The sequence below is a fragment of the Streptosporangium vulgare genome (genome assembly GCF_042428775.1).
GTDB classification, from domain to species: Bacteria; Actinomycetota; Actinomycetes; order Streptosporangiales; family Streptosporangiaceae; genus Streptosporangium; species Streptosporangium vulgare.
The window spans coordinates 1-14,309 of record NZ_JBHMBS010000034.1 but is presented as its reverse complement, the minus strand read 5'-3'; the positions used below and the strand labels follow the sequence as shown (position 1 = coordinate 14,309).

11 protein-coding genes are annotated in these 14,309 nt (G+C 72.3%); 7 read left to right on the top strand and 4 right to left on the bottom strand.

Annotated elements, in window-relative coordinates; all coding sequences use genetic code 11:
- Positions 1-113: 113 nt before the first annotated feature.
- Together ACFFRH_RS38875 and ACFFRH_RS38870 are read right to left on the bottom strand one after the other, a co-directional pair.
- Entirely contained in the window at positions 114-1,772 is a 1,659-nt protein-coding gene (locus tag ACFFRH_RS38875) for an RNA polymerase sigma factor (RefSeq protein WP_344747924.1), read from the bottom strand.
- A 244-nt stretch (positions 1,773-2,016) separates the two neighbouring features.
- Entirely contained in the window at positions 2,017-4,110 is a 2,094-nt protein-coding gene (locus ACFFRH_RS38870) for a SpoIIE family protein phosphatase (protein ID WP_344747926.1), read from the bottom strand.
- Positions 4,111-4,664: 554 nt separating this feature from the next.
- Here ACFFRH_RS38870 and ACFFRH_RS38865 point away from each other — a divergent pair.
- The 7 genes from ACFFRH_RS38865 (at position 4,665) to ACFFRH_RS38835 (ending at position 11,196) form a co-directional block, all read left to right on the top strand.
- Positions 4,665-4,955 (top strand): hypothetical protein, encoded by a 291-nt coding sequence (locus tag ACFFRH_RS38865; RefSeq protein WP_344747928.1) that lies wholly within the window; start codon positions 4,665-4,667, stop codon positions 4,953-4,955.
- A gap of 206 nt (positions 4,956-5,161) precedes the next feature.
- Positions 5,162-6,673 (top strand): hypothetical protein, encoded by a 1,512-nt coding sequence (locus ACFFRH_RS38860; protein ID WP_344747934.1) that lies wholly within the window; start codon positions 5,162-5,164, stop codon positions 6,671-6,673.
- A gap of 7 nt (positions 6,674-6,680) precedes the next feature.
- Positions 6,681-7,436, top strand: coding sequence for a LamB/YcsF family protein (locus ACFFRH_RS38855; protein WP_386162538.1), 756 nt, complete (start codon positions 6,681-6,683; stop codon positions 7,434-7,436).
- Complete coding sequence (locus ACFFRH_RS38850; RefSeq protein ID WP_386162536.1) at positions 7,433-8,083, top strand: 5-oxoprolinase subunit B family protein; 651 nt, start codon at positions 7,433-7,435, stop codon at positions 8,081-8,083. Before ACFFRH_RS38855 ends, ACFFRH_RS38850 begins: the two co-directional genes overlap by 4 nt.
- Positions 8,080-9,108, top strand: a complete 1,029-nt coding sequence (locus ACFFRH_RS38845; protein ID WP_386162533.1) for a 5-oxoprolinase subunit C family protein — start codon at positions 8,080-8,082, stop codon at positions 9,106-9,108. The genes ACFFRH_RS38850 and ACFFRH_RS38845 overlap by 4 nt, the downstream gene beginning before the upstream one ends.
- 206 nt (positions 9,109-9,314) lie before the next feature.
- Positions 9,315-9,956, top strand: a complete 642-nt coding sequence (gene pnuC, locus ACFFRH_RS38840; RefSeq protein WP_344748872.1) for a nicotinamide riboside transporter PnuC — start codon at positions 9,315-9,317, stop codon at positions 9,954-9,956.
- A 94-nt stretch (positions 9,957-10,050) separates the two neighbouring features.
- Positions 10,051-11,196 (top strand): AAA family ATPase, encoded by a 1,146-nt coding sequence (locus ACFFRH_RS38835; RefSeq protein WP_344748873.1) that lies wholly within the window; start codon positions 10,051-10,053, stop codon positions 11,194-11,196.
- Between the two features lie 66 nt (positions 11,197-11,262).
- Here the strand turns inward: ACFFRH_RS38835 and ACFFRH_RS38830 are convergent, their stop codons facing one another.
- Both ACFFRH_RS38830 and ACFFRH_RS38825 read right to left on the bottom strand, forming a co-directional pair.
- Positions 11,263-12,351, bottom strand: coding sequence for a winged helix DNA-binding domain-containing protein (locus ACFFRH_RS38830; RefSeq protein ID WP_386162528.1), 1,089 nt, complete (start codon positions 12,349-12,351; stop codon positions 11,263-11,265).
- Between the two features lie 57 nt (positions 12,352-12,408).
- On the bottom strand, positions 12,409-14,190 hold the full coding sequence (locus tag ACFFRH_RS38825) for an ABC transporter family substrate-binding protein (RefSeq protein ID WP_344748875.1): 1,782 nt from the start codon (positions 14,188-14,190) through the stop codon (positions 12,409-12,411).
- Between the last annotated feature and the right edge of the window lie 119 nt (positions 14,191-14,309).

Sequence of the window (14,309 nt, the reverse complement as noted above, 5' to 3'; positions counted from 1 at the left end):
CAGCCTAGAAGTCCGTTTCACTCCGCGTGCTACCGACCTGTTACGCCCGCGTTAATGACAGAGGGCCCGCACCACATGGCGCGGGCCCTCTGTCATCAAGCCGTCATCGAACCTCAGTCGAGGTAGTCGCGCAGCACCTGCGACCGGGACGGGTGGCGGAGCTTGGACATCGTCTTGGACTCGATCTGCCGGATGCGCTCGCGCGTCACCCCGTAGACCTTGCCGATCTCGTCCAGCGTCTTCGGCTGACCGTCGGTCAGGCCGAACCGCATCGAGACCACGCCCGCCTCGCGCTCGGACAGCGTGTCCAGAACGGAGTGGAGCTGCTCCTGCAGAAGCGTGAAACTGACCGCGTCCGCGGGAACGATGGCCTCGGAGTCCTCGATGAGGTCGCCGAACTCGCTGTCGCCCTCCTCACCCAGCGGGGTGTGCAGGGAGATCGGCTCGCGACCGTACTTCTGGACCTCGACGACCTTCTCGGGGGTCATGTCGAGCTCGCGCGCCAGCTCCTCCGGGGTGGGCTCGCGGCCCAGATCCTGGAGCATCTGCCGCTGGACGCGGGCCAGCTTGTTGATCACTTCGACCATGTGGACCGGGATGCGGATGGTCCGCGCCTGGTCGGCCATGGCGCGGGTGATCGCCTGCCGGATCCACCACGTGGCGTAGGTGGAGAACTTGTAACCCTTGGTGTAGTCGAACTTCTCGACCGCGCGGATCAGGCCCAGGTTGCCCTCCTGGATCAGGTCCAGGAAGAGCATGCCGCGCCCCGTGTAGCGCTTGGCGAGCGAGACCACGAGGCGGAGGTTCGCCTCCAGCAGGTGGTTCTTGGCCCGGCGGCCGTCCTCGGCGATCCACTCCAGCTCGGCGCGGACGTCGACCGGGAGCTTCTCGCCGTCGGTGCCGAGCTGCTCCTCGGCGAACAGGCCGGCCTCGATGCGCTTGGCGAGCTCGACCTCCTGCTCGGCGTTGAGCAGGGGAACCTTGCCGATCTGCTTGAGGTAGTCCTTGACCGGGTCGGCGGTGGCACCGGCGGCGGCGACCTGGGGAACCGGGGCGTCATCGTCGTCGTCGGTGAGGATGAGGACCTCGTCCTCGTTCACCTCGACGGCCTCGACCTTGGGCTCCTCCTCGGCCTCGGCTTCCACCTCGACCTCGGCTTCGACCTCCACCTCGACCTCGACCTCGGCCACGGCCTCCAGGTCGAAGTCCTCGATCTCGACGTCCTCGAGGTCGATGACCTCGTCGTCGTCACCGGTGACCGGCTTCGGCGCGGACGCGGGAGCCGGAACGGCGGCCCCGGCGGGACCGGCCTTCTTCGGCGGCGGGGCGGGAACCGGCTTCTTGGCCGCCGGAGCGACCTTCTTGGCCGGGGCGGCCTTGGCCGGAGCCGCCGGCTTCTTGGCCGCGGCCGTGGCGGGCTCGGAGCCGCTGACGACCGCGGTGACGGTCTCCGGCTGCTCCTTGGCCGCCGCGGCGGTCTTGGTCTTCTTGACCGCGGCCGGCGCGGCCGGGGCAGTGCGGCGCTTGGCGGGAGTGCGGGGCTTCTTGGGAGCCGCGGAGTCCTCGGCGGTCAGTCGTACTGTGATGCCCTCTTTGCTGAGGCTTCGCAGGATTCCAGCGACCTGCGCCATCGGAATGTCCGCTTCCTCGACGGCCTTGCGGACATCCTCGGACTCGAGGAACCCCTGCGAGCGCCCCCGCTCCATCAGCTGCTGAATGACGGGCTCGTTCAGCTCGGATGGCTTCGAGCGAGTCGAACTTGCAGGCGACACGAACACCTCTCGAAGGAAAGCGTGACGAGAATGGACCCAGATGCCCAACTAGGGGCAGTTTTACCTCTAGTTGTGATTAACGAGGCCGCGCGAACCGCGACGCACCTGTCCAGCATTGTGGCATGACACCGTGATCCATACGGCCGCCTCCTGGCGGTTGCCCTCCACCCTAGGCCGACCAAGAGAGTAGTGCGTACGGAAGCGAGGCACCGATACCCGAAAGCAACCGTTATGACTGTTTCATTCAGTCACTCTTCGTGGCGAGGGGCACGTGAATCGCGAGCACCGTGACGTCGTCGTCCTGCTCATATCCGGACAGCATGCGGTCGACAAGAAAATCTAGCAACATGTGGGGACTTCCCACCACTTCGGCCGGCGCTTCGGTCACAACCGAGCAAAGATCGGCAAGTCCGGCATCGAGGCCACGCTTCCGGTTCTCCACCAGACCGTCCGAATACAGGACAGCGGTGTGGCCCGGCGGGACGCAGAACCTGAACTGCCTGCGGCTCGTGGGCCAGCCCAGCGGGGTGCCCGGCTCGCCGTCGCACAGCAGCGGCACGCCCTGCGGGGAGACCAGCAGGGGCGGCGGGTGACCGGCGAGCGCCAGCGTGCCCTCTCCGGTGCCCGGCTCGACGACCATGTAGGCGAGGGTCGTGACCTGCTCCTCCTCCTCGGTGGCCTCGAAGACCCTGTCGAGGCCGGTGAGAACCGCCGCGGGCGGCGGGTTGGTCAGCGCCAGGGCCCGCATGGCGTTGCGGATGCGGCCCATCCCGGCGGCCGCCTTGACGCCCTTGCCCATGACGTCGCCGACCACCGCCGCGACCCGGCCGTCCTGGAGGACGAACGCGTCGTACCAGTCGCCGCCGACCTGCACGTGGCGGCTTCCCGAGCGGAACCGCTGGGCGAGGACCAGGCCCCGGACCACCGGCAGGCGGTCGGGCAGCAGGCTGCGCTGGAGCGTCTCGGCCGTGCGGTGCTCGCGCTCGAACAGGGTGGCCCGCTCCACGGCGAGGGCGCACTGCCCCGCGAGAGCCTCCAGGAACACCCCGTCCTCCTGGGAGATCTTCTGCGGGCGGGTGAAGGAGAACCTCAGCGCGCCGAGCGCGCGACCGGCGGCCAGCAGCGGCAGGCCCACCCAGGCCCGCTCGTCGCTGTGGGCGATGAATCCGGTGATGGCCTCGTTGTCGCCGCCCGCGTCGACCAGCTGGGAGCGCAGGCTCTCCGGCGACTCGGCGAAGACCGGGCGCCGGCTGTTGACCGCCATGGTCATCACGCTGGAGTGCGACAGCGGGATCTCCTCGCCCGGCGCGCCGGGAACGTCGGGGATGCCGCCGCTGTTGACCAGCTTCAGCGCGGCCCGGTCGACGTCGAGCAGCGCCACGGCCGAGCGGTCGGCCGCCAGTGCCGTACGGCCCACGTCGATGATGACCTGGACCACCTGCTCGACGGTGAGCGCCTCGGCGAGCATCGCCGTGGCGCCCTGCAGGCGCGCGGTCCGCAGGGCCGCGGCGCCGAGCTGGTCGGTGAGGCGGCCGCGCATCTCCTCGGCCTCGCGCTGCGGGGTGACGTCGGTGTTGGCGCCCACCCACTCGACGACCCGGTTGTGCCGGATGATCGGGACGGCGCGCACCTCGAAGTGCCGGTAGCCGCTGGCCCGGGTGCGGACCCGGTAGCTCCACTCGAACATGATCCGGCCGCGCAGCGCCTCGCGCCACGCCTCCTCGGTGTGCGGGCGGCCGTCGGGGTGGACGGCCTCCAGCCAGCCGTGGGTGAGGTATTCCTCCAGCCCCTGGCCGGTGATCGCCCGCCACTGCGGCGCGTCCTCCTCCACGACGCCGTTGGGCGCGGTGATCCACACGAGCTGGGACTGGGCCTCGACCAGCGAGCGGTAGCGCTCCTCGCTGCGCCTGAGGTCCTCCTCGACCTGCCTGCTGTCGGTGATGTCGACGCCGACCAGGCAGATCGCGCGAAGCGCGCCCTTGTCGTCGTGGATCGGGGAGAAGGTCAGCGACCAGTGGTGGGTCTCGCCGCCGGCGGTGCGCACGCGGATCCGCTGGTCGCCCTCGACCTCGGAGCCCGCGACGATGCCGCGTACCGAACCCTCGATCAGGGCGGTCAGGTCGGCTGAGAGCAGCTCGCCGGGGGCGCGGCCGACCAGGCGCTCGGCGGGCAGGCCGACCACGTCGGCGAAGACCTCGTCGACGCGCTCGAAACGGCCACCGGGGTCGAAGAACGCGAAGGCGAACGGTGACTGTGACAGCAGGCCCTGCAGCAGGCCGGAGTCTGAGATGTCCACACCCGACTCCCGGGGACGGGGCACGGAGGTTTCGGCGCTCATGGTCGGCACCTCCGTCGCGTGCCAGGGTCTCCCACGAGGCACATCTCCAAACTTGCGAATTGGCGTAGCGCGGCTCCGGGGGACCGGATCCTGGAGTACATCATCGGCGATGGGCAGGTGCGGACGGAAGCCCCGCCCAGGATGCGGTCCGCGCACCCCGGGAACCCTGGGAATCCCGCCGCTCCGATGACCGGAACCCTCGCGCCGGCGCGAGGGGGCTCCCGCACGGGCGCCGACCGGCCGGCGTTGTGCCTCCGAACGTTTGCGGCCAGGACCATAGCAGGATCGGGCCGGACCGTCCCGGCAACTGCCCACCTCATCTCCGTCGGGCTTGCAGGCGAGATCAGGCTACTGACTCGCCGTCAATTCGGCTCCCTGTTCGGGGACACTCACTTACTCCCCTGTTGCAGGATTCAGTCAAGACACGGGGCCAGCTTTCCATATCACGGCGCCGAGGGTTGACACTCCCGAGATAAGTTGTGGAATGAAAACGCACGTCCTCGCCGACACATCCGGGGGATGCCCCCGGGAAACTCCGGAGGAATGCGACATCCATGCCCGTTCTAACTACCCGCTTCGCCGGGCCTTCTCCGACCCTCGCCGCGTCCTCGGCGTCCTCGGCGTCCCCGACGCCCTCGGCGGTCCTCCGCGAGCCGGTGACCTCCCACCTGGCCGCCGAGTTCCTGACGGTTCCGGTCGACACCGTCGACAGATGCGTGGCCGATGTCTGCGCCTGTGCCGAGCATCTCGGCATCGAGGCGACGGCCGAGATCGTCGAGCGCGTCGCCCGCGAGCATCTGCTCGCCCTCGTCAACTCCGCGCCGCCGCCCCGCGGTCCCCGGTAGCATCGGGGGCACCCGGCCGTCTTCTACGCACCGTTTGGACCGGGAATGCGAGAAGGTTGGGGCGTGAGCGAGGGAAGCGAGCGGGCCAATCGACACGGCGGCGGCGTCCGCGATGGGCTCGCGCGCCCGACGGGGGAGGCTGCTTGAGCCGGCGACATCGTCGAGACCCCAGGGAGAGCCAGTCCCCCGAGGCGGTCTTCTCCGAGATGTTGCTCGCCGCTCGCGAGCTGCTGGCCGTGCGCAGCCCGCTGGACGCCGAGCTCATGGTCTCCGACATGGTCGGGGCCTGGTGGGGCCGCCGGCTGCGCCGCGGGGACGCCGAGCAGGTCCTCGGCGAGGGCCTGGTCGACTACGCGGCCAAGGCCGGCTCGCCCGCCGCGCTCACCCTGCTGATCGCGCTGGCCTACCTCGGCACGGCCCGCCAGGCCGCCAAGGCCGAGGGCGCCGCGCTGGCGCTCATGGAGCGCGACGTGGCCAGGCCCCGCTGGGCCGACCGGCTGGGCGTGGTCAAGACGAACGGCTGCTTCGTCTCCCGCGACGCCTACGGCGACCAGGACACCGTGGTGTGCACCTTCGGCTACCGGGGCGCCGACAGCGTCGAGGACCGGCACGCGCTGGTGGTGATCGTCGACTACAACATGCGCGGCATCGCCCGTGACGCCTGGGTCTCCTCGCACGTCGACAAGCTGCTGGAGCAGGCCAGGGCCGAGGCCGAGGGCAACCCGATGCTCAGGTTCGGGGAGATCGAGCCGCAGCAGGCCAGGGCGCTGCTCGAATCGGCCATGAAGGCCACCGACGAGTACGGCCAGCGCAGGACGGCCGCGCCGGTCAGCGACAGCTACAGCGCCTACCACGCCTTCGCCAGGTCCCGGATCAAGGCGCTGCCGCCCGGCAGGAAGCGACCGGCCCCGCTGCACAGCGAGGCCCCCTACAGCCGCGACCGCCGGGCGATGCTGGCGGCCGAGTTCCTCTCCTCGGACGCGGCCGAGCACCTGTCCGACCCTTCTGCGGCCTCCCGGTGCGCCGACCACATCATCGACTACGGCTGCGACCAGGACTTCGGCCGCCCGCTCCGGGTGAGCCCGACCAAGTGCGAGACGTTCCTCCTCGACTGGCTGCCCCGCAAGGTGATGCTGACCACCGCCGAGCAGGAGGCGGTGCCGCACGTGCTGGGCGCGTGGGCGCGGTTCGCCGCCGGCCGGACCGGGCTGCCCGACGAGGGGCTGCGGGCCACGCTCGACGCGGTCTGGGAGGCGACGGGCAAGTTCGCGGAGTCCTACCGCGACCCGACGACCTTCGGGCTCGACCGCGACCTGCTCGACCGGCTGCTGCCGGACGGCGACCTGTCGGCTCTGGCCAGGCGGGTCTTCGCGTTCCCCTTCCTGCAGGGCACGCACGGCGAGATCAAGCTCAGCCTGCTCAACCCGGCCGACGACACCGACCGGCGGATCCTGCTGGGCATCGACCACGCCGGTGAGCTCGACCGGCGCGACTACGACGAGCACCTCGCCTGGCACGAGGAGATCGCCGCCCGGCTCTGGGAGGGCGACCCGCCCCAGCTCTGGGAGGCGGCGCAGCGGCTGCTGGACCTGGGGCACGACCGGCACGACGTGCTGCACGTGCTGATCGAGATCGCCGAGCGCATCGGGGACGACCCCGAGGAACTGGCCATCGCCCTCGATGACATCGCGGACATTCCCGACGAACCCCCGGTGTAGGTGAGCCATGGTGATCGATCTCAACGCCGACCTGGGTGAGGGCTTCGGGATCTGGCGGCTGGGCGACGACGAGGCCCTCCTCGACGTCGTGACCAGCGCCAACGTCGCCTGCGGGTTCCACGCGGGCGACCCGCTGAACATCCGGCGCACGTGCGCGGCGGCGGTCGACCGGGGAGTGGCGATCGGCGCCCAGGTCTCCTACCGGGACCTGGCCGGGTTCGGCCGCCGGGAGATGGACGTCGATCCCGAGGAGCTCTGCGCCGAGATCCTCTACCAGCTGGGGGCGGTGGACGGCATCGCCAGGGCGATGGGCGGCCGGGTCTCCTACGTCAAGCCGCACGGCGCGCTGTACAACCGGATCTGCCGCGACCCCGAGCAGGCCGGGGCCGTCGTGGCGGCGGTCGCCGACTACGACCGGAGCCTGCCCCTGCTGACCCTGCCCGGCTCCGTCGTCCACGAGATCGCCGCCGGGGAGGGGGTCACCACCGTCGTCGAGGCCTTCGCCGACCGGGCGTACACCGGCGCGGGAACGCTGGTCTCCCGCCGCTCCCCCGGCGCGGTGCTGCACGACGCCGGCACGGTCGCGGACCGGGCCGTGCTGATGGCGACCGAGTGGGTGGTCGAGGCGGTGGACGGCTCGCGGGTCCCCGTCGAGGCGCGTTCGATCTGCGTGCACGGCGACACCCCCGGGGCCGTGCTGATGGCCCGCGCCGTCCGGGACCGCCTGGTGGAGGCCGGAGTGACGCTGAGGTCCTTCACGTGAGGATCCGGGAGGTCCCCCAGGTGAGGATCCGGCGGGCCGGGGAGCACGCGCTGCTGGTGGAGACCGGCTCGCTGGAGGTCTCCCACCGCCTGGACTCCCTGCTGCGGGCCGACCGGCCCGCCGGGGTGACCGAGATCGTGCCCGGCCCCGTCACGGTCCTCGTCACCGCGCCCGGAGCCGACCCGGCGCGCCTGCGGGACGCGCTCTCCCGCCTGCTGGACACGGCGTCCGCCGCGGAGGCGACGGTGACCGCGGACGCGCCCGAGGTGGTCCTTCCCGTCGTGTACGACGGCGCCGACCTCGACGACGTCGCCGCGCTGAGCGGGCTCTCCCCCGGGGAGGTGGTCGAGCGGCACACCGGCCGGGAGCTGGTGGTGGGCTGGCTGGGCTTCGCCCCCGGGTTCGCCTACCTCACCGGCCTGGACCCGGCGCTGCACGTCCCCCGGCTGGACACCCCCCGGACCTCGGTGCCCGCCGGGGCGGTGGCGGTCGCCGGCCCCTACTCGGCGGTCTACCCCTCGGCCTCCCCCGGTGGCTGGCGGCTGCTCGGCCGCTCCGCGACGGCGGTGTGGGACGTGGCCGCGGAGCCGCCCGCCCTGCTCACCCCGGGGACGCGGGTGCGGTTCCAGGCGGTCGGCGCGCCATGATCGAGGTGATCGCGCCGGGGCCGTACGCCACCGTGCAGGATCTCGGCCGGCCGGGGTACGCCCATCTCGGGGTGCCCCGCTCGGGTGCCGCGGACGAGCCGAGCCTGCGGCTGGCCAACCGCCTGGTCGGCAACCCCGAGGGGGCCGCGGGGATCGAGCTGACCCTCGGCGGTGCCCGGCTGCGCTTCACCACCGGCGCCTGGGCCGCCGTCACCGGCGCCGCCTGCCCTCTGGACCTCGTACGACCGCGTGCGGCGCTCCCGGGCGGGACGGTCCCGGCCGCCGCGGGCGGGGTGTCCGTGAGCTCCGTGAGCAGGATGTCCGTGAGTTCTGTGAGTTCTGTGGGCTCTGTGGGCTCTGTGGGCTCCGTGGGCGGGGCGTCCACCGGCGACGCCTCCCCCGGCGAGACGATCCGGCGTGTGACGGTCCCGCAGGGGATGTGCGCGCCCTTCTGGGTCCCGGCGGGCGGCGAGCTGCGGCTGGGCATGCCCGGGACCGGCCTGCGCACCTACGTCGCCGTCCGGGGCGGTGTGGAGGCGCCCGTCACGATGGGCAGCCGCTCGACCGACTCGCTCTCCGGGCTCGGCCCCGCCCCGCTCGCCGCCGGGACGGTCCTGCCGGTGGGGCCGACCGGCGGACTGCCGCCGATCACCGTGGACGCGGCGCCCCGTCCCCGGCCGGGGACGGGTGTCCTGCGGGTCCTGCCCGGCCCCCGGGACGACTGGTTCGTCCCCGGAGCCCTGGCCACGCTGTGCGCGGAGCCGTACGAGGTCAGCCAGGACAGCAACCGGGTGGGCGTGCGGGTGCGCGGTCCCCGCCTGGAGCGGGCCCGGGAGGGGGAGCTGCCCAGCGAGGGCATGGTGGCCGGGGCCGTGCAGGTGCCGCCCAGCGGCCAGCCGATCGTGTTCCTCGCCGACCATCCGCCGACCGGCGGCTACCCGGTCATCGCCGTCCTGACCTCGGCGAGCCTCGCCGGGGCCGCCCAGCTCCGCCCCGGCGACCGGGTGCGCTTCCGCCTCGCCTGACCGCCCGGCGGCCGGACCCCGCGGGCGGCGATCCGGGGTACGGTACCGAGCCGTCCACCGCTCCCCGCGTGAGGACGGGCACCGGCGCGTACGGGCGGCCCGCGCGTGGCCTGGCCAGGGGCGACCGGCGGGCCTCGTGCGGGCGCCCCGGGCGTGACCGGACCGGGGCGACCCATTATCGTCATCGCGACGATTGAGGAGATCCCATGTCGCTCGCCGAGATACTGGCCCCCCTCCTGCGACCGGCGTTCACCGTCGCGGGGACCCCGACCAGCTGGGCGGAGCTCCTGGGCTTCGCCACCGGCGCCCTCACGGTCTGGCTGGTGGTCCGCAGGAACATCTGGAACTGGCCGATCGGGATCGCCAACGTGATCCTGCTCGGAGCGGTCTTCCTGGTCGCCGGGCTCTACGCGGACGCCGCGCTGCAGATCGTCTACGTCGTGCTGGGCCTGTACGGATGGTGGCAGTGGCTGTACGGCGGGGCCGGCCGGACCCCGCTCGCGATCCGGCGCACCGGGCGCGCCGAGTGGGCGGCGCTCGCCGCCTTCGGGATCGCGGCCACCGTCGGCCTCTCCTTCGCCCTCGCCACCTGGACCGACTCGACCGTACCGGTCTGGGACGCCCTGACCACCGCCCTGTCCCTGGCCGCGACCTACGGGCAGAGCCGGAAACTGGTCGAGTCGTGGTGGCTGTGGATCGCGGCCGACGTCGTCTACATACCTCTTTACGCCTACAAGGGACTCCACCTGACCGCCGTCCTGTACGTGGTCTTCCTGGCGCTGTGCGCCGCCGGTCTGCGGGCCTGGCGCGCGGAGCTCGCGTCCCGTTCCGTCCCGGTCGCGGTGTGAGCGGACGTGCCCGGCGGGAGGGCGTGCCGCTGAGCGGGTGTGCCGGACGGGAGAATGTGCCGGTGAGCGGGCATGTCGGACGGGGAGTGGGCCGGTGAGCGGGCACAACGGAGGGGAGGGTGTGCCGGTGAGCGGCGGGACCTTCGCCCACGGGCTGGTGATCGGCAAGTTCTACCCGCCGCACGCGGGCCACCACCACCTGATCGACACCGCCGCCGCGCGGTGCGCCCGGGTGAGCGTCGTGGTCGCCGCGTCGACCGCGGAGACCCTCCCGCTGGCGCTGCGCGCCGCCTGGCTGCGCGAGGCGCACCCCCAGGCCCACGTGACGATCGCCCCGGTGGTCGACGACGTCGAGATCGACTACGACGATCCGGAGATCTGGTCGGCGCACGTCGAGGTGTTCCGGTACGGCCTCGCCCAGGCGCACGGCCAGGTGCCGGAGATCGACGCGGTGTTCTCCTCCGAGGCGTACGGACCCGAGCTGGCCCACCGGTTCGGCGCCGCGCATGTCGGCGTCGACGCGGACCGGGAGCGGTTCCCGGTCAGCGGGACGATGGTCAGGAACGACCCGGTGTCGTGCTGGGAGCATCTCTCCCCGGCCGTACGCGGCCACCTGGCGCGGCGCGTGGTGGTCGTCGGCGCGGAGTCCAGCGGAACGACCACGCTGGCCAGGTCCCTGGCCGCCCACTACGCGGCTCGCGGCGGGCCGTGGGCGGCGACGCGCTGGGTGCCCGAGTACGGCAGGACGTACTGCGAGGAGAAGCTCGCCCTGGCCCGCCGGCGCGCCAAGCTCGGCGGGCTTCCCGAGCCGTGGCTGGACGACCTGGGGTGGGAGCCGCCGGAGTTCGGGGTGATCGCCGAGCGCCAGCTCGCGTGGGAGGACGCCGCGGCCAGGACGGGGTCGCCGCTGCTGGTGTGCGACACCGACGCCTTCACCACCTCGCTGTGGCACGAGCGCTATCTCGGCGAGCTCTCCGAGGAGGTCTCCGCCGTGCATCGCCGTGCCCGGCACGACCTGTGGATCCACACCTCGGTGGAGGGCGTGCCCTTCGAGCAGGACGGCTGGCGCGACGGCGAGGCGATCCGGCACCGGATGGACGCCCGCCTCCGCGAGGAACTGGCCGCGGGCGGGCTGCCCCACCTGATCGTCACCGGGCCGCCCGAGGTCCGGCTGTCGCGGGCCGTACGGGCGGTGGACGCCCTGCTGGAGCGGGGCTGGGAGTTCGCGGAACCGCTGTAGGGATCGCTCTCCTCGCCCGCGGACCGGGTCAGCGCAGGGATCGCCCTCCTCGCCCGGCGGACCGGGTCAGCGCAGGAGCGCGGAGACCCGTTCTGCCTCGGCGGCGAGGGCGGCGGCGGGGACCTCCTCCAGGAGATCGACCGTGATCTTCCCCTCCTTCGCCTCCCAGACCCCGGCCACCCGGCCCTGGTGGATCACGACCGGGGAGATCCAGCCCGCGGCCCGGCTGACCTTCGCCCTCGCCTCGGCGGGCAGGAGGGGCTCCAGGTCGCGCGGGGCGGCCAGGATGTACTGGTCGAAGCCGGGCAGGAGATGGACCCCGGTGGCGGGCCGGGTCGCGGCCAGGTCGTCGAGGTGCTCGGCGAGCACGACCATCGGCCGGCCGTCCACCTCGATCTCGGCCAGCTCGGGGGTGAGGTCGCGGAACCAGCCGCGCAGCGTCGCCTTGCGGCCGGCCCCCCGGTAGAGCCAGCCGTCGAACGTCTCGGGGGTGCCGGGGCCGTGGGCGCCGAGGAAGGAACGGAGCAGGCGCACCCCGGCCTCCTCCGCGGAGGGAAGCTCCGCAGGCCAGCCGGGCACCTGGTCCCGGGGACTGGCGAAGGTCACCCGGCCCTCGCGCGGCGGGCCCTGGCAGAGCTCGCCGAGGAAGCTCAGCGGCTTGAGCAGGGCGCCCCAGCCGGAGGTGAGCGCCTCCCGCAGGTGGCCGTCGCCGGTCACCTCGATCACCCCGTCGACCAGCTCCTCACGGGTGAGGACCCGGCCCGCGAGCGCCTTGGGCGCGGCGTCGAGGATGGCGGCGACCTCGGCGGCGGTGACGCCGTGGCCGCGCTGCCAGGAGCCCTTGTCCCAGAGGCGGAACGAGCCGAGGACGGCCGCGTAGCAGGCCAGCTCGTCGGCGGGGACGAGGTGCAGGGTGCCGCGCGCCGTCCAGGTCTTGACCAGGTCGCGATCTCGCCACAGCGCGCGGTCGATCTCGCCGGGATCCGGCCGCGCGCTCCGCACGGCCACCGCGAGGGCGGCGGAGGAGGCCACCTGCGCCTGCACCCCGGCGAGTCTCCGCACCACGGACACCGCGTCGGGCCCGTCGGCCGGGTCGACGAACTGCCGCCTCAGCCGCCAGGCGAGCACCTGGGGCCAGGTCACCGAGATAGCCATGACCGACTTTCTACACCGCCTCCCCGACAGAACGCGGCCCGCTGAGGACTACCGGGACTACCTGACGAAGCCGATGTCCTGGTATCTCAGGTCGTAGAAGCCGCGGGCGCCGAAGTTGGCGAGGTTGCTCTTGACCGCGATGTTCTGTGGTCGCTGGTAGAGCGTCACCACGTTGACCGCCTGCCAGATGAGCTTGTCCGCCGCGTTGGTGTCGGCGACGGCCCTGGCGTCGTCGAGGTCGGCGGTCGCCTTTCTCATCGCGGCGTCGATCCGCGGGGAGCCGATGCGCCCGAGGTTGGCGTTCCACTGCCTGGTGCCGTCGGGGCGCCTGACGGCGTCGGCGTACTGGCCGTAGGAGCTGGAGACGGGGAAGGGCGTGCCCACGTACGCGAACGCGGTGATGTCGTAATTACCGGGAATTATGTATTTGGTGAAGTAGTCGTCCCCGGGCACCGACTGCAGGGTGACCCCGACACCGATCCGGCCGAGCATGTCCTGGACGAGCTCGGCCTCGGATTTGGCGACCTGCAGGCCGGACGGCAGGACGAAGCGCAGGTTCAGCTCCCTGCCGTCCTTCCTGCGGGTCCGGCCCTCCAGCTTCCAGCCCGCGGCGTCCAGCTCCCGCCCGGCCCTGCCGGGGTCGTAGGTACCGATCTCACCGGCGTTGTCCTGGTAGCCCTCCTGGGTGTTCATGAAGAAGTGGTTGTTGAGCAGGACGATCGGCCAGTCGAGGCCCTGGAGGTCCGACTGCGCGATGGCCTGGCGGTCGATGCCCATCGCGACGGCCCTGCGGACCCTCGGGTCGGACAGGACGGCGCTCTCGCCGTTCATCGTGATGTGCCGGAAGTCGGGTCCGGCCGCCTGCCGCACGATCGCGTCCGGGGTGCTCCTGGCCCGCGCGTAGTCGGGCGCGGACGGGCCGACGTCGAAGGTGTCGAGCTCGCCGTTGCTGAAGGCGCCGACCAGCGCGTCGCTCTCCAGGGACCGGTAGATGATCTGGTCCAGCTTGGCCCGGTCCCCCCACCAGCGGTCGTCCCTCTTGATGGTGACGGTCTTGGCGGTCGGGTCGAACGCGACGAACGCGAACGGGCCCGCGGTGACCGAGACGCGGTTCAGCCAGGCGGTGTTGAACGCCTCCGGGGTGGCGTTGGTGCTCCGGGGGTACAGCGGCGCGAACAGCGAGCGCCAGTCGCCGAAGGGCTTGGCGAAGGTCACCACGACCTGGTGGTCGTCCCCGCCCCTGACGACCTTCTCGATGTCCTGGTAGCCGGTGGTGCTCGCCACCCGGTAGCCGGCGTCGCGGCCGTTCAGCGCCTGCCACTGGGCACGGTAGTCCTCCCAGGTGATCGGGGTGCCGTCGGACCATCTGGCGCGTGGGTTGAGGGTGAGCGTGACGACCTGCCGGGGCCGGCGCGAGGTGACCCTGCCCTCGATCAGATAGTCGGTGTTCGGAGAGATCTTCCCCTTGGCGTCGGAGCGGAAGGGGGAGGGCATCATGGCGTCCATGACCCGCTTGACCGTCGCCAGGTTGCCGTCGATGTGGTTGAGGTTCCAGTTGGACGGATACTCGTTGAGTCCCCAGCGGAGCACGCCCCCGTCCGCGACCCGGTCACGGGCGACCGGGTTGATGTCGTAGGCCCTCACCGCCGGGACGGGCCCGCCCGGCGTCCCGGCTCCCCGGCTCCCTCCCCCGCTCCCGCATCCGGCGAGACCCGGCGCGACGGCGAGGGCCACGGCCAGCGCGACGGCGAGCGCGCCCACGCGCCGGATTGATTCGACCTTCTCCCCTCCCTGCAGGGAGAGGATTCCCAGGGTCGCCCCAGGGGTTTCCTGTTTCATCGGGCCGTGCCTCCCCGGAAGACTCCGGGGCCGGTCTTACCGGCCCTCCGCAGGCGTTTTACCTCTCGACCAGCCCGGCCGCGAGAATGTTTCTGGCCGCGTTCACGTCCCGGTCGTGA